The following is a 15,320-nucleotide window of genomic DNA, read 5'->3' as shown; positions in this document are numbered from 1 at the left end:
AATTAATAAGGCTGCACCGGCAAGAAAGAACGGCATCTGTCTGCTCTTTCTTGCAGCTTGCAGCTTGAGGCTTGTAGCTGCCGCAACTCAGTGTCGGAAATGACGCATTCCCGTGAACACCATTGCAATCCCTGCCTCGTCGGCAGCGGCTATCACTTCGTTGTCACGCATCGAGCCGCCCGGCTGGATCACCGCAGTGATACCGGCCTTGGCCGCGTTGTCGATGCCGTCGCGGAACGGGAAGAACGCGTCGGATGCCATGACCGCACCCTGAACCTGCAAGCCGGCATGTTCGGCCTTGATTGCAGCAATTCGCGCGGAGTTTACGCGGCTCATCTGGCCGGCGCCGACACCGATGGTCTGGCGATTCTTGGCGTAGACGATGGCGTTGGACTTGACGTACTTGGCGACTTTCCAGGCGAAGATCAGGTCGTGGACTTCCTGTTCGGACGGTGCACGCTTGGTCACCACTTTCAGGTCATCGGCGCCGATCATGCCGATGTCGCGGCTCTGTACCAGCAGGCCACCGTTGACGCGCTTGTAGTCCCAGGCCGCCGCGCGGTCAGCCGACCACTCGCCGCAGGCCAGCAGGCGCACGTTGGCTTTGGCGGCGACGATGGCGCGGGCTTCCTCGCTGACCGACGGAGCGATGATCACTTCGACGAACTGACGCTCGACGATGGCCTTGGCGGTCTCGGCGTCCAGTTCGCGGTTGAAGGCGATGATGCCGCCGAACGCCGACTCAGTGTCGGTAGCGTAGGCCAGTTCGTAGGCCTGACGGATGCCGCCTTCGGCATCAGGGCTGACAGCCACGCCGCACGGGTTGGCGTGCTTGACGATCACGCAAGCCGGCTTGACGAAGCTCTTCACGCATTCCAGCGCGGCGTCGGTGTCGGCCACGTTGTTGTACGACAGTTCCTTGCCTTGCAGTTGGGTCGCGGTGGCGATGCCGACTTCGGCAGGCTTGGCTTCAACGTAGAACGCCGCGCTCTGGTGCGGGTTCTCGCCGTAGCGCATTTCCTGGGCCTTGATGAACTGGCTGTTGAAGGTGCGCGGGAATTCGCTGCGGCCGGAGGTCGAGAGGGTTTCGGCTGCCTGGTTCACGGTGCCCATGTAGTTGGCGATCATGCCGTCGTAGGCGGCAGTGTGCTCGAAGGCCTTGAGCATCAGGTCGAAACGCTGGGCGTAGGTCAGGCCGCCGGCCTTGAGGTTTTCCAGGACGCTGGCGTAATCGCTGGCGTTGACCACGATGGCCACGTCCTTGTGGTTCTTGGCAGCGGAGCGGACCATGGTCGGGCCGCCGATGTCGATGTTCTCGATGGCGGTCGGCAGGTCGCAGCCTGGCTTGCTGATGGTGGCTTCGAACGGGTACAGGTTGACCGCTACCAGGTCGATCGGCTTGATGCCGTGCTCGTTCATGATGGCGTCGTCGATACCGCGACGACCGAGGATCCCGCCGTGGATTTTCGGGTGCAGGGTCTTCACCCGGCCGTCCATCATTTCCGCAAAGCCGGTGTAATCAGCGACTTCCACTGCGGCAACGCCGTTGTCCTGCAGCAGCTTGAACGTCCCGCCGGTGGAAAGGATCTCGACGCCCAGGGCTTCAAGCTCTTTGGCGAATTCGAGGATCCCGGTCTTGTCGGAAACGCTGATCAAGGCGCGGCGGATCGGCAGGCGGGTAGTCTGGTCGGTCATCTCAATTTCCATCAAAAGCAAAGGAGTCAGCAAAAAAGGCGACCGGTTTTACGCGGGCGCCTTTCTGGTTTGATTGAATGCTTACAACAAATCGTACTGCTTGAGTTTCTTGCGCAGCGTGCCTCGGTTCAGCCCGAGCAGCTCGCTGGCCTTGGTCTGGTTGCCCTTGACGTAATTCATCACGCACTCGAGCAGGGGAGCCTCGACTTCGGAGAGCACCAGGTTGTACACATCCGTGACGGCAGCGCCCTCAAGGTGGGCGAAATAATTGTGCAGCGCCTTCTCGACACTCCCGCGAAGGGTCTGGCCTTCTTCGCTTGGCGTATTGAGGTGCTGTTTCAAATTTACGTTGTCGCTCACGGGTGTTGTTCCACTCACTAAAGTCTCGGTCATCATCGTCATGCGGCCACCCACTCTCCGTCCCCTGTCAGGCTCTTGTAACGCTCGGCGAAAAACGCCTGAACGTTGGCGCATTGTGTATCCGTACCATCCAAACGATTGAAGTGGGCGCGAAACTCCCTGGCGCCCGGCAGGGTTGCGAGATACCAGCCCACATGCTTTCGAGCAATGCGCACACCCATGACATCGCCATAGAAGGCGTGCAGGGCAGCCAGATGCTCTAGCAGAATGCGTTCCACCTCGATCAGTTCCGGTGCCGGGAGTTTCTCGCCGGTACGCAGGAAATGGTCGATCTCACGAAAAATCCACGGCCGCCCCTGGGCAGCCCGGCCAATCAACAGGCCATCGGCACCGGTCGCGTCGAGCACGTACCGGGCCTTTTCCGGCGAATCGATATCGCCATTGGCGAAGACCGGAATCGACACCGCCTGCTTGATCGCGGCAATGGTGTCGTACTCGGCTTCACCGGTGTACAGGTCGGCGCGGGTGCGGCCATGCACCGCCAGCGCCGTAATGCCTGCCTGCTCGGCGATCTTCGCCACTGTCAGGCCGTTCTTGTTGTCCCGGTCCCAACCGGTCCGGATCTTCAGGGTAACCGGCACATCGACCGCAGCCACGACGGCCTGCAGGATCTCGGTTACCAGGGTTTCATCCTTCAACAGGGCGGAACCGGCAGCCTTGTTGCAGACTTTCTTTGCCGGACAGCCCATGTTGATATCAATAATCTGCGCGCCCATTTCAACGTTGGCACGGGCGGCGTCCGCCAGCATCTGCGCGTCGCCACCGGCGATCTGTACCGAGCGTGGCTCGGGATCGCCTTCGTGGATCATGCGCATGCGCGACTTGCGGGTGTTCCACAAACTCATGTCGCTGGTGACCATTTCCGAGACGACCAGTCCCGCGCCCAAACGCTTGCACAGCTGACGAAAGGGCTGGTCGGTGACTCCCGCCATGGGGGCGAGAATCAAGCTGTTATGTAATGTGTATGGGCCGATGCGTACCGCCGACATAGGACTTCCCTGTTGTGGGGCCGGATCATGAGAGTTCGAAAAAGGGTTGGCATGATACCCGCTCTCGATGACTGGATAAAGGCTGAATTGAACAAATTCTGAACAGTTATTCTGTTATTACCCGTGGTTTGGTTTGCCAGGGGGAGTCAGAAAACCGACGTTAATCCCGGAACGATGAGGTGTTTCACTCCGGAGAGTGAAAGCTCAAACTGTAGTTCACGGCCTTGGCACCAGGGTCGAGAATGTCCAGGGCAATGTGGATAGGTGTTTGCGGAGGCATTTCGGCCATGCCTTCGAGATCGCCATTGAGGTACTCGCCGGGTTTGAAGCGGCGACTGGCGATCAGGTGGCCATTGAGGTCGGCGAAGCGCAGTTCCAGCAGCGGGAAGGGCTGGGAGAAGGGCGCGCGGTTATAGATGATCGCATCGACCACCAGGGCGCCATTGAATTCGGGATGGCTGCGCACCACCAGGTTGCTGCTCTTGATTTTCGCGATATCGACCTTGGAGGGCACGGTGCAGCCGATTTGCGGGCACAGTTGCTGGAACCACGGGCGATACTGGTCCTGTCGCGCCAGTTCGTCGAAATGGTAGGCGATGTATTGGCCGGCGAGGGCGCCAGCGGCAATCAGCACCAGCAGCAACCACAACAGCCGTCGACCCCAGGGCGAGCGGCGTTTTTGCCAGTCCAGTTGCAGCGGGTCGTCGGTCAGGTCTTGCAGCACTTCGGCACGCACGCCCGGCTTGCTGCGTTCGCGTCGCTTGCGCAGCGGTTCGATCGAGGGCAGGTCGTCGTCGATTTCGTTCTCGTCGGCGGCCGACAGGCGTTCGTGGCTCAGCGGTGCATCGAGCGGGTCGTTCAGGCGCAGCTGGGGTGGTTGCTGCTCGTCGTCGAGATCAACCGGCTCCAGGGATAGCGAAGGTTCGGTGCGCGAGGTTTTGCTCGGTTCGACCGTCGGCTCTGGTGTTTCAAGGCTGTCGAGCGGTTCGTCGACTTGTGCGCGATCGGCCGCCGACGCACTGAACAGGCTGTCGGACCAAGGCTCCTCGTCATCCTGCCCGGTGCTATCGCGACGGGCGCTCAGCGAGTCGTCGCGATGGCGACCGAACTCGGTGGTCGGCTGGATTTCCCGCTGTTCGAGCCGGGCGAGCTCTTCGTCGAGGTCGAGGCTGTCCAGGTCCAGTTCGGTCGCGCTCCATTGCTTTTGGCTGATGGCGCGCGGCGGTGATGACTCAAGGGATTCCTCGGGCTGCACAGGCGGGAGCGGTATCGTGACCGGTGATTCCTTGCCGGCCTGCTCAATCAACTGCCTGGCGGCATTGAACACCTGCAGGCAGGAGCCGCAACGAACCACCCCGCGCGCCATGCTCAACTGGGCATGGCTGACGCGGAAGCTGGTTTGGCAATGCGGGCACTGAGTGACGAAGCTATCGGTCATGCGGCGATCCGGATTATGCAGGCGGCCATTCTAGCGCCGACGGCCAGTGATGCGCACCCAGCCATCGCGATTGGCGATCGGGTCCAGATCGAAGTCTTTGGCGTAGGCCGCAGCGACTTCATCGCCCTGTTCGGCGAGGATGCCCGACAGCGCCAGGCGCCCGCCCGACTTGACCAGGCCGGACAACTGCGGCGCCAGGGAAACCAGCGGGCCGGCGAGAATGTTGGCCACCAGTACGTCGGCCTGCACCTGCGGCAGGTCTTGCGGCAGGTACAGCGGGAACAGGTGTTCGGCGATGTTGTTACGCCCGGCATTGTCGCGCGAGGCTTCCAGTGCCTGCACGTCGATATCGGTGCCGACTGCTTCTTTCGCGCCCAGCAGCAGGGCGGCAATCGCCAGAATCCCCGAGCCGCAGCCAAAGTCCAGCACGTTGCAGTCTTTCAGGTCCTGACCGTCGAGCCATTCCAGGCACAGCGCGGTGGTCGGGTGAGTGCCGGTGCCGAACGCCAGGCCCGGGTCCAGCAGCAGATTCACGGCATCCGGTTCCGGCGCGGCGTGCCAGCTCGGCACGATCCACAGGCGCTGGCCGAATTGCATTGGCTGGAAACCGTCCATCCAGCTGCGTTCCCAGTCCTGATCTTCGATCACTTCGCTGTGGTGCTCGGGCAGCGGGCTGCCGGTCAACAGCTCCAGATGGGCCAATACCGGGCCTGGCTCGGTGCCACCTTCGAACAGGGCCAGCAGGTGCGTGTGCGACCACAGCGGCGTGGTGTTGAGTTCCGGCTCGAAGATCGGCTGATCTTCGGCGTCCATGAAGGTCACCGACACGGCGCCCACTTCAAGGAAAGCGTCTTCATAGGTTTCGGCTTGTTCTGGGCTGATGGCGAGACGTACTTGCAGCCAAGGCATGGCGGGCACCTTTGAAAAATATTGATTGCAGCCTAGCGGGCTGCGAGAAGGGCGCAAGTTTACGCGAGAGTGCGGCTTTTGTGGGAGCTGCATTAGCTGCGCAGATGTTGAGCGAAGCAGGGCCCTGTGGGAGCGGGCTTGCTCGCGAAGAGGGAGTGTCAGTTAATTAATGTTTGGCTGATACGCCGCTTTCGCGAGTCAAGCCCGCTCCCACAATGGGATTTGAGTTACTTCCAGAAACAACAAAGCCGCCCGAAGGCGGCTTTGTCGATGGGGTCGAAGCTTAGTGCTTCTCGCCAGCCAGCTTGTGCTCGAGGTAGTGAATGTTCACGCCCCCTTTGCAGAAGCCTTCATCGCGGGTCAGGTCGCGGTGCAGCGGGATGTTGGTCTTGATCCCGTCGACCACGATTTCGTCCAGCGCATTGCGCATGCGCGCCATGGCTTCGTCGCGGGTTGCGCCGTAGGTGATCAGCTTGCCGATCAACGAATCGTAGTTCGGTGGAACGGCATAACCACTGTACAGGTGCGAGTCGACGCGAACGCCGTTGCCGCCAGGTGCGTGGAAATGCTTGACCGTGCCCGGGCTCGGCATGAAGGTTTTCGGGTCTTCGGCGTTGATCCGGCATTCCAGCGCGTGACCGCGGATGACCACGTCATCCTGGGTGAACGACAGCTTGTTGCCGGCGGCGATGCTGAGCATCTCCTTGACGATGTCGATGCCGGTGACCATTTCCGATACAGGGTGCTCTACCTGGACACGAGTGTTCATCTCGATGAAGTAGAAACGGCCGTTCTCGTACAGGAACTCGAAAGTGCCGGCGCCACGGTAGCCGATATCGATGCAAGCCTTGACGCAGCGTGCGAGTACTTCCTCGCGTGCGTTTTCGTCGATGCCCGGTGCCGGCGCTTCTTCAAGAACCTTCTGGTGACGACGTTGCAGCGAGCAGTCGCGGTCGCCCAGATGGATAGCCTGGCCCTGGCCATCGGAAAGTACCTGGACTTCCACGTGACGTGGGTTGGTCAGGAATTTTTCCAGATAGACCATCGGGTTGCCGAACGCCGCACCAGCTTCGGAGCGGGTCAGTTTGGCCGAGGAAATCAGGTCTTCTTCCTTGTGCACAACGCGCATCCCGCGACCACCGCCGCCGCCAGCGGCCTTGATGATCACCGGGTAACCGACTTCGCGACCAATGCGCAGAGCGGTTTCTTCGTCTTCCGGCAGCGGGCCGTCAGAACCCGGAACAGTCGGTACGCCGGCAGCGATCATGGCGTGCTTGGCCGATACCTTGTCGCCCATCAGGCGAATGGTGTCGGCTTTCGGGCCAATGAACGCGAAGCCGGATTTCTCGACCTGTTCGGCGAAGTCTGCGTTTTCCGCAAGGAAACCGTAGCCAGGGTGAATGGCGGTGGCGCCAGTCACTTCGGCCGCGGCAATGATTGCCGGAATGTGCAGGTAGGAGTGGGCGGCCGATGCCGGACCGATGCAGACGGATTCGTCTGCCAGGCCCAGGTGCATCAGTTCCTTGTCAGCCTTGGAGTAAACGGCGACGGTCTTGATGCCCATCTCTTTGCAGGCGCGCAGGATCCGCAGGGCGATCTCACCGCGGTTGGCGATCAGAACTTTTTCCAACTTCGCAGTCATCAAAGGCTCTCCGCGGTTCAAACGATGGTGAACAGCGGTTGGTCGTACTCAACCGGCTGGCCGTCTTCGACGAGGATGGATTCGATCACACCGCTGGTTTCAGCTTCGATGTGGTTCATCATCTTCATGGCTTCAACGATGCACAGGGTGTCGCCTTTCTTCACGGTCTGGCCGACTTCCACGAAGGACGGCGAGGTTGGCGAAGACTTGCGATAGAAAGTACCGACCATCGGCGAACGGGCAACGGTGCCGTTCAGTGCTGGCGCGGCCGGAGCAGCAGGTGCGGCAGCGGCAGCCGGAGCGGCGGCAGCGACAGGCGCGGCAACCGGAGCATGCATTGGAGCTGGTGCGTAGTACTGCTGAGCCGGGGTCTTGCTATGACGGCTGATGCGTACGGACTCTTCGCCTTCCTTGATCTCGAGCTCGTCGATGCCGGACTCTTCCAGCAATTCGATCAGTTTCTTAACTTTACGGATATCCATGAATCATCAACTCCCAAGGGTCGGTCAGGGGCGGTTAACTTGTTGTTCAAGCTGTTCCAGGGCGGCCTCCAGGGCCAGTCGATAACCGCTGGCGCCAAGGCCGCAGATCACTCCCACCGCTACGTCGGAGAAGTAAGAGTGATGGCGGAAAGGTTCGCGTTTGTGCACGTTAGACAAATGCACTTCGATGAATGGGATGCTCACCGCCAGCAGCGCGTCACGTAATGCGACACTTGTATGTGTAAAAGCTGCTGGGTTGATCAAAATGAAGTCCACGCCTTCGCTGCGGGCAGCGTGGATGCGGTCGATCAATTCGTACTCGGCGTTGCTTTGCAGGTGCAGCAAATGGTGACCGGCTTCGCGGGCACGGCGTTCCAGGTCCTGGTTGATCTGCGCCAGCGTCGTGGCGCCGTAGGTGCCCGGTTCACGAGTGCCGAGCAGGTTCAGGTTGGGTCCGTGCAGAACGAGTAACGTCGCCATCGGCGGTTCCTATGTTATCTGTGAGCGATTGTCAGAACCCGGCGACTATGCCGCAAAGCCTTTGTGACTGTCCAGTTCTCTGCAATAGCCAGCACGATGACCGATGTTTGCGCGAAATATATGACTGCTTGATTAAATATGGTCATTCGCCCTGGCAACACGTTCGGCGAAGTCTTTGGCGTTGATCTCGCCGATCACCCGCACATCGGCGCGTTCGACGCCGTCCTTGCCGAAAAACATCAGGGCCGGGGGGCCGAACAACTGGTAGCGGTCGAGCAGGGCGCGTTGCTCGGCGTTGCTGGCGGTGATGTCGAAGCGGATCAGCCGGTAACCCTTGAGGCGTTCGATGACGACAGGGTCGTCCAGCACCTCATGTTCGATGACTTTGCAGCTGATGCACCAGTCGGCGTACCAGTCGAGCAGCAGCGGTGTGCCGGATGAGCGTGCGTCGGCGAGTGCGCGGTCCAGATCGGCCGGCGTGCTGACGGTTTGCCAGGTGCTGGTGTTTGGCGCGGGGCCGCTGTTGGCAACGATACGGGGCTGGCCGATCGGGTTGAACGGGTCGGTCTGGCCGCTGAAGGCGCCATACCAGCAGGCCAGTGCGTAAAACAGCAGGAACATACCGAGCAATTGGCCCAGGCGTTTGCGCGGTGGTTTATAGACGAACTCCAGCGCACCCATGAACAAGCCGACGCCGCCGGCCAACAAACCGATCAACAGCAAGGTGACCTGACCCGGCAAGACGCGGCTGAGCAGCGCGACGGCCAACCCGAGCAACAACACGCCAATCGCGTTTTTCACGTAGACCAGCCACGGACCGCTTTTCGGCAACCAGGCTGCGCCACCAGTGGCCACCAGCAACAGCGGTGCACCCATGCCGAGACCGAGCATGAACAGTTTCAAGCCGCCGCCCAGCGCATCGCCACTGGCGCTGATGTACAGCAGCGCCCCGGCCAATGGCGCCGAAACACAGGGTGAAACCAGCAAGCTGGAGACCACGCCCAACACTGCGGCGCCCCACAGTGACCCGCCTTTGGTGCGACCGGCGATGCTGTCCAGGCGGCTGCTGATGGCGTGCGGTAGTTTTAATTCGAAGACGCCGAACATCGCCAGCGCAAACACGGCGAAAAACATCGCGAACGGCACCAGCACCCAGGCCGATTGCAGTCGCGCCTGTAGGTTGAGCTGGGCACCGAACAGGCCCATCAGTGCACCGAGCAGGGCAAAGCAGGCGGCCATCGGCAGCACATAGGCCAGTGACAGATTGAAACCGCGCCAGCCACCGATCTGACCGCGCAGTACCACGCCCGACAGGATCGGCAGCATGGGCAGCACGCATGGCGTGAACGTCAGGCCCAGGCCTGCGAGGAAAAACAACGCCAGTTCGCGCCAGTTCCATGGATAAGCCGTCGCTGGAGCGCCGCTGCCGTCGATGCTCAGGCGCTCGGTTTCCGGCGGATAGCACAGGCCTTTGTCGGCGCATCCCTGATAGGTCACGACCAGGGTGAAGGCGCGTTGGTCGGTGCGCGGAAACTCGACGTCGAGAATGCCGTGGTAGACCTCGACATCGCCGAAGTATTCATCGTGCTTTTTCTGACCGTCGGGCAGTTTCGCCGCGCCGAGGACCACATCGGCCGGGTCGGCGCGAAATTGAAAGCGGTGACGGTAGAGGTAATAACCTTCGGTGGCGACGAAACGCAGCTTGATCGATTGCGGCGTGCTTTCTACGAGGCTCAGCTGGAAAGCTTCGCGCACCGGCAGGAAGTCGGCGCTGTTGTTGATCGAGCCCAGGCTTGAGCTGGGTCGGTTCTCCAGCAAGCCAGTGGCGCTGGCCGGCAGGGCGAACACTAAAAACAGCAGGCAGAGCAAACGGCGCATGACGATCTCGCGTATCGGAATTGGGGGGATGATAGCGGACAGTCGTTCGGTGTGCAGAGCCAAGGATGTGTGGTAAGTGAACTGACGTCATCGCGAGCAAGCTCGCTCCCACAATGACCGCGCACGACCCTGTGGGAGCGAGCTTGCTCGCGATGGCGGTCTGTCAGACGCGAAAAGCCTGAACGGCTGTATGCAATCGACCACCCAGCACCAGAAGATTTTCTCCCTGCTCACGGCCTTCGCCAATGCGCAGCAGGTTATCCCCACCCAACTGATGAATCCGCTCACTGTGGTCACGGATCTCGCTGACAGCGCCGCTTTGCTGGGCCGTGACATCGGCGATGCGTACCGCCGTGTCGGAAATGGTCTGGATCGCTCCGACGATTTTATCCAGCGCGCCATCAGCGGCCTGGGCCTGGCTGGCGGTGGCTTCGGCGTGTTCGACCTGGGCGCGCATGCCTTCCACCGATTGCCGCGCGGCAGTTTGCAGCCCTGCAATCAGCGTCTGGATTTCTGCCGTGGCCCCGGCGGTACGTTGCGCCAGTGAGCGCACCTCTTCGGCCACCACCGCAAAGCCTCGGCCCATTTCCCCGGCCCGGGCCGCCTCGATGGCCGCGTTCAAGGCCAGCAGGTTGGTCTGGTCGGCAATCGAGCGGATCACCGTCAACACGCCGCCGATGGTGGCCGACTCTTCGGCCAGGTGTTCGATCATTTGCGCATTGCCTTGCACCTCATTCACTAGCGCATGCAGGCCGGTGAGACTCAGGCCGATGACTTTCTGCCCGTGCTCTACGGCCAGGCCAGCGTGGCGGCTGGCGTCGGCGGCCTGGCTGGCATCGCCGGCGACTTGTTGGATGGTCGCCTCCAGTTCGCTGAGGGAGTCGCGGATCAGTGCCGTGTCCCCGGCCTGATGCTCGGCACCGTCATGCAGGTCGTTGCTCAGGTCGGCGAGGGTGCGGCTGCTGCCGGCCACCTGCTCGGCGTTGCGACGAATGGTCCCCACCAGGTCCACCAGATAGGCGCGCAAGCGGTTGAGGGAGGCTTCAATGTCATGCAATTCGCGGTTGGTGTTGCCCAGTTGAATGTCGCGGCTGAAGTCACCTTCGGCCCAAGTGGAGAGCGCCGGGGCGAGGTTGGTCAGGGTCCGGGCCAGTTTGCGCTGCAGGGTGTCGATCAGCAGTGCGATCAACAGAATCAAGCCGATCATCACGCCTTGCATCAGCCGCACTTCACCCTGGATCTGCCCGTGCTGGGCGCGCACCACCGGTTCCAGCCCGGCAATGGCCTGTTGCACATCGGTGATTTTCAGGTGGGTCGCCGCGCTGAGATCGGCGCGTTTCTGGATTTGATCGCGGGTGCGCGAGAGCTCAGCCGGGTAGCGGGTGAGCAGGCTGTTGAGCTCGCGCTTGAGGCCGACGCCGGCATCTTCGGCGACGGTTTTTTCCTTGTTCTCAAGGCCCATCATCGAGGCGAAATCATCGGTGTTCGACTCGCTGCTGGTGGTTACGCCCAGCAACGGCAGGGCGTCGATTTTCTCGGCCTGGGTGCGGATATTGGCGACTTCGCGTTCGACATCGGCGGCCAGTTCACTGCGGCCGCTGCTGACCAGTTTGTCCCGGGCCAGGGACAATTTACCCAGGTGCTGCGATGCGGTGAGCAGTGGTGTCAGGTAAGCCGCATTGCCACTGGCGTACTGGCTGAGCTGATCGAGACTGGCACCCAGTTCGCGCTCGGACTGCAGCAGCAAGGCCTGCGGATCGCCGGCCAGTTTGCCGGCGGCCAGCAGGTCGGTTTTGCTGAATTGTTCAAGAGTCGACAGGCTGGGGCGCAACGTCTCGGCCAGGGCCGGTGGCAATTCGCCGAGTTCTTTTTGCAGGCTGACGATGCCTTGGGCGGCACTGCTCTGGCGCAGTGCGTCGCCGCTGCCCAGGTAATCCTCGACGCTGCGGGCGACTTCATTCTGAAATTGCTGCGACAGGCCCAGGTAGCGCTCCATTAATAGGTACGGACGCTCAAGGGCTTTCTGCGACCACCACAGCGTAGCGCCGAGGGCCACGCACACGGCCACCAGAAGGAGGGTATTGAGATTGGTCAGCAGCTTCAGGCGCATTACGGACTACCAGCGGCAGAAATGGTAAGTGCCTGAAGTTATTGCGTTTCTGTTACAGGGTTATGACCGAATGGGTCGATTGAGGTGAAAAAGTGGCACTTTGCTTTGACGTCAGTGCCGCCTGGACGCGGTTGCGTCCACCGTGTTTGGCGCGGTACAGCGCCTCGTCTGCCTGACTGGCCATCAACAGGCTGTCAGAGTCTTCGCACAGCTCGACCACTCCGGCGCTGAAGGTGCACCGCAGATCCTGCGGCTGGGCGGGGTAGTGGATTTCGGCAAAGCGTTGACGAATTTCATCCAGTACGTTCCAGGCCGCTTCGAGGTCGGTGTCGGGCATGACGATGGCGAATTCTTCGCCGCCGTATCGACCGATGAAATCGGTTTTGCGCAGGCGTTGTTTGAGAAACAGCGCCAGGCTCTTGATCACCCGGTCACCCATGGGGTGGCCGTGGCTGTCATTGACCCGTTTGAAATGGTCGATGTCGAGCATGGCAAAGCTCAGCGGCCTGCTTTCGCGGCGAGCGCGGAACGAGCAGTCTTCGAGCAATTGCAGGATATGCGTGTGGTTGTACAGGCCGGTGAGGCTGTCGCGGACCATCCGTGCCTTGAGGTTGCGTGCCCGCGCCGCGCGGTTGCGCACGGTGGTGATCAGGTGCCGGGGCTTGATCGGTTTGGTCAGGAAGTCGTCGCCGCCTTCGCTCATGGCGTCGAGCTGCTTGTCCAGGTCGTCTTCGGCCGACAGGTAAATGATCGGCACGCTGACGTAACGGTCGTTATGGCGAATGACCTTGGCCAGTTCCGTACCCGTGCAGGCCGGCATGTACATGTCGAGGATGATCAGGTCCGGCTGGAAATCCGCCAGTTCGGCCATGGCCTGGATCGGCTCGATCAAGGTGCGGGTGACGATCCCGGCGCTGTTGAGCAGGCGCTCGGTGTGCAGGGCCTGGGCGCGGGAGTCGTCGATGATCAGCACTTTATAGGGCTCGTACTGGGCAACGCAGGTCAGGACTTCGATTTTCTCCATCAGGCTCGATGCTTCGAGGGTGCCGGTGAGGAACTCCTGGCCGCCGGCACGCACGGCGGCCAGGCGGGTCGGGGTATCGGTTTCGTGCAGGCTGAAGAACAGCAGCGGCAACTGATGGTCCAGGCCTTCCTGGGCTTCGGCGGCGAGTTTCAGGCCGACACCGGCGCCACTGAAATCCACATCCATGACAATCGCCGCCGGCAAGCGCTCGACCATCGATGAGCGAAACGCATCTACGCTGTCCAGGGACTGGGCGCTGAGGCCGAAGAATTCCAGTTGCTTGGCCAGGCGCTCGGCTCGGTCGTGATCCTGCAGCATCACGTAGATGGGCTTGCGCAGCGGCGGCAGGAAGGTTTGATCGAGTTGGTCACCATGGCGCAGGCCGGTGCGGGACAGGCGCTGCATCAAGCGATTGAGGTCGGTGATCAGGCCGCTGCTCAGGCGTCCGCGATTGGCGTCGACCGCCTCCAGAGACTGGCCGATGTGGCGTGCCAGTCGCATGTGTTCCGGTTGTTCGAAACGCTCGGCGAAACGCAGCAGGCGCAAATTGGCCTCGCTCAGTTCCGAAAGGTCGGCGGTGGACCACTCACTGCGTTGCAGGCGCTGCCATATCTCAAGAATCTGGCGAGCCTGATGAATTACCCGCTGGGCAAAGTGGTGCTTGAGGCGCTCGCGGCTGGGGTCTTCTGGCTCGGTCATAACCTGACTACTAGTTAGGGTGCACACTGAGGTCGAGTGGTGGCTCTATGCTAGCACCACTTTTCCATTGCATGAGTGCTGTACGTCAATAATCTGCAAGGCGACTTCATTCAGTTTGTGACCTGGTGGTCTGATTCGAGTCGTTGAAGTCGCGGCATGCAGGGGGCGAAGTGCTTGAATCAGGGCACTTGGCGGGCGTGGGTGGGAATGGGCGAGTGACTGAATTTAGGCCATTCATGATTTTTTGCCAGTGCCGATCGGCCCGGTTTTTTGGATTTCAGAGTGTCGGGGATCCCCTTAGTGTGGCAATCCAAACCATTAGTAGGGGGGGTGAGGACCGCAGCGTCGTCGGGTGGGCAGGAACACTTTTCATCCGCAAGCCCGGTAATTTTCCGCATCGATGCAATGGCGGGTGCCGGGCCAAGGCACGTTGTTGTATGGTTGTGGTCGAACCGTTGAACTCAAGAGCTTGAAAGGATATCGCCATGCTGGACTGGAAGAACCGCACAGGCAGTGCGCCTGAACGTGCCGCTGAACCGAAGTCGGAGACCCGCAGTTATCTGGGCGGTCTGTTGTTCAGCCGGGCGCTGGCCACTCTGCTGGGCATCTACCTGTTGGTGGCGAGTGTCCTGGGCTGGTACTGGAGCCAGGAGCCGGCGCTGTTCCCGGTCCAGCAAACCGCCCAACTGGCGGCCGAGAAAGAAGGCAAGCAGATGGTCGTCGGCTACACCACGGTGGAAACCCTCAAGACCGTCGCCGGCACCTTGCTGACCAAGCCGGGCGGCTATATTTCCAACGACCGATTCCCGCCTGGCCTGTGGATGGACAACATGCCGAGCTGGGAATATGGCGTACTGGTGCAGGTCCGCGACCTGAGCCGGGCACTGCGTAAAGACTTCGCCCGTTCGCAGTCGCAGTCCGCCGAAGACGCCGACCTGGCCAAGGCCGAGCCGCGTTTCAACTTCGACAACAAGAGCTGGGTGCTGCCGTCCAGTGAGTCCGAGTACCAGGAAGGCATCAATTCCCTGAGCCGCTATCAGGCGCGCCTGTCCGATCCGAACCAGAAGAGCGCGTTGTTCTATGCCCGCGCCGACAACCTGAACAACTGGCTGGGTGATGTTGGCACCCGTCTGGGTTCGCTGTCGCAACGGCTGTCGGCCAGTGTCGGCCGGGTCAAGCTCAACACTGCGTTGAAGACCGAGGTCGTGACACCGGGTGTGGCGCCGCAAGTCGATGAAGAAATCGTCGAAACGCCATGGCTACAGATCGACAACGTGTTCTACGAGGCTCGCGGCCAGGCCTGGGCCTTGTCGCACTTGCTGCGCGCCATCGAAGTCGACTTCGCCGATGTGCTGGCCAAGAAGAACGCCACGGTCAGCGTGCGCCAGATCATTCGTGAACTGGAAGCGTCGCAGGAGCCGGTGTGGAGCCCGATGATCCTCAACGGCAGCGGCTTCGGCGTACTGGCCAACCACTCGCTGGTCATGGCCAACTACATTTCCCGGGCCAACGCGGCGGTGATCGATTTGCGTCAATTGCTCAATCAGGGCTGAG

General features: G+C 61.2%; 12 protein-coding genes. 1 reads left to right on the top strand and 11 read right to left on the bottom strand.

Annotated features, from left to right (window positions below; genetic code table 11):
- Positions 1-87: 87 nt before the first annotated feature.
- The 11 genes from purH to gcbA form a co-directional block, all read right to left on the bottom strand.
- Positions 88-1,695 carry a bifunctional phosphoribosylaminoimidazolecarboxamide formyltransferase/IMP cyclohydrolase gene (purH, locus tag KGA85_RS09805; protein ID WP_223461684.1) on the bottom strand — a complete coding sequence of 536 codons (1,608 nt, stop codon included), beginning with the start codon at positions 1,693-1,695 and terminating at the stop codon, positions 88-90.
- An 81-nt stretch (positions 1,696-1,776) separates the two neighbouring features.
- Positions 1,777-2,097, bottom strand: a complete 321-nt coding sequence (gene fis, locus KGA85_RS09800; RefSeq protein ID WP_007907419.1) for a DNA-binding transcriptional regulator Fis — start codon at positions 2,095-2,097, stop codon at positions 1,777-1,779.
- Positions 2,094-3,104 carry a tRNA dihydrouridine synthase DusB gene (gene dusB, locus KGA85_RS09795; RefSeq protein ID WP_223461686.1) on the bottom strand — a complete coding sequence of 337 codons (1,011 nt, stop codon included), beginning with the start codon at positions 3,102-3,104 and terminating at the stop codon, positions 2,094-2,096. The genes fis and dusB overlap by 4 nt, the downstream gene beginning before the upstream one ends.
- 184 nt (positions 3,105-3,288) lie before the next feature.
- Positions 3,289-4,542: a DUF3426 domain-containing protein gene (locus KGA85_RS09790; RefSeq protein ID WP_223461688.1), complete on the bottom strand. Its 1,254-nt coding sequence runs from the start codon at positions 4,540-4,542 to the stop codon at positions 3,289-3,291.
- 30 nt (positions 4,543-4,572) lie between these two features.
- Complete coding sequence (gene prmA / locus KGA85_RS09785) at positions 4,573-5,451, bottom strand: 50S ribosomal protein L11 methyltransferase (RefSeq protein WP_223461689.1); 879 nt, start codon at positions 5,449-5,451, stop codon at positions 4,573-4,575.
- A gap of 283 nt (positions 5,452-5,734) precedes the next feature.
- Positions 5,735-7,093 carry an acetyl-CoA carboxylase biotin carboxylase subunit gene (accC, locus tag KGA85_RS09780; RefSeq protein ID WP_223461691.1) on the bottom strand — a complete coding sequence of 453 codons (1,359 nt, stop codon included), beginning with the start codon at positions 7,091-7,093 and terminating at the stop codon, positions 5,735-5,737.
- Positions 7,094-7,110: 17 nt separating this feature from the next.
- On the bottom strand, positions 7,111-7,575 hold the full coding sequence (gene accB / locus KGA85_RS09775) for an acetyl-CoA carboxylase biotin carboxyl carrier protein (protein ID WP_223461693.1): 465 nt from the start codon (positions 7,573-7,575) through the stop codon (positions 7,111-7,113).
- Between the two features lie 24 nt (positions 7,576-7,599).
- A complete protein-coding gene (gene aroQ, locus KGA85_RS09770; protein WP_007971361.1) occupies positions 7,600-8,055 on the bottom strand; it encodes a type II 3-dehydroquinate dehydratase in 456 nt (151 codons plus the stop codon).
- Positions 8,056-8,187: 132 nt separating this feature from the next.
- Positions 8,188-9,933 carry a protein-disulfide reductase DsbD gene (locus KGA85_RS09765; RefSeq protein WP_223461695.1) on the bottom strand — a complete coding sequence of 582 codons (1,746 nt, stop codon included), beginning with the start codon at positions 9,931-9,933 and terminating at the stop codon, positions 8,188-8,190.
- Between the two features lie 163 nt (positions 9,934-10,096).
- Positions 10,097-11,140, bottom strand: a complete 1,044-nt coding sequence (locus KGA85_RS31400) for a methyl-accepting chemotaxis protein (protein WP_411741742.1) — start codon at positions 11,138-11,140, stop codon at positions 10,097-10,099.
- A 955-nt stretch (positions 11,141-12,095) separates the two neighbouring features.
- Positions 12,096-13,766 (bottom strand): diguanylate cyclase GcbA, encoded by a 1,671-nt coding sequence (gene gcbA, locus KGA85_RS09755; protein WP_223461699.1) that lies wholly within the window; start codon positions 13,764-13,766, stop codon positions 12,096-12,098.
- Positions 13,767-14,251: 485 nt separating this feature from the next.
- Between gcbA and KGA85_RS09750 the strand changes: the two genes are divergently transcribed.
- Complete coding sequence (locus KGA85_RS09750; protein ID WP_007991285.1) at positions 14,252-15,319, top strand: DUF2333 family protein; 1,068 nt, start codon at positions 14,252-14,254, stop codon at positions 15,317-15,319.
- The last annotated feature ends 1 nt before the right edge of the window (position 15,320 follow it).

Origin of the sequence: Pseudomonas sp. GL-B-12 (genome assembly GCF_019955895.1) — a bacterium.
GTDB lineage: Bacteria > Pseudomonadota > Gammaproteobacteria > Pseudomonadales > Pseudomonadaceae > Aquipseudomonas.
The sequence above is the reverse complement of the archived record's forward strand: the minus strand, read 5'-3'. Positions and strand labels throughout refer to the sequence as shown.

Coding starts and splice junctions, on each gene's coding strand:
- aroQ (WP_007971361.1), bottom strand. CDS start 8,055: ATGGCGACGTTACTCGTTCTGCACGGACCCAACCTGAACCTGCTCGGC.
- KGA85_RS09765 (WP_223461695.1), bottom strand. CDS start 9,933: ATGCGCCGTTTGCTCTGCCTGCTGTTTTTAGTGTTCGCCCTGCCGGCC.
- KGA85_RS31400 (WP_411741742.1), bottom strand. CDS start 11,140: ATGATCGGCTTGATTCTGTTGATCGCACTGCTGATCGACACCCTGCAG.
- KGA85_RS09790 (WP_223461688.1), bottom strand. CDS start 4,542: ATGACCGATAGCTTCGTCACTCAGTGCCCGCATTGCCAAACCAGCTTC.
- fis (WP_007907419.1), bottom strand. CDS start 2,097: ATGACGATGATGACCGAGACTTTAGTGAGTGGAACAACACCCGTGAGC.
- gcbA (WP_223461699.1), bottom strand. CDS start 13,766: ATGACCGAGCCAGAAGACCCCAGCCGCGAGCGCCTCAAGCACCACTTT.
- accC (WP_223461691.1), bottom strand. CDS start 7,093: ATGACTGCGAAGTTGGAAAAAGTTCTGATCGCCAACCGCGGTGAGATC.
- accB (WP_223461693.1), bottom strand. CDS start 7,575: ATGGATATCCGTAAAGTTAAGAAACTGATCGAATTGCTGGAAGAGTCC.
- dusB (WP_223461686.1), bottom strand. CDS start 3,104: ATGTCGGCGGTACGCATCGGCCCATACACATTACATAACAGCTTGATT.
- prmA (WP_223461689.1), bottom strand. CDS start 5,451: ATGCCTTGGCTGCAAGTACGTCTCGCCATCAGCCCAGAACAAGCCGAA.
- purH (WP_223461684.1), bottom strand. CDS start 1,695: ATGACCGACCAGACTACCCGCCTGCCGATCCGCCGCGCCTTGATCAGC.
- KGA85_RS09750 (WP_007991285.1), top strand. CDS start 14,252: ATGCTGGACTGGAAGAACCGCACAGGCAGTGCGCCTGAACGTGCCGCT.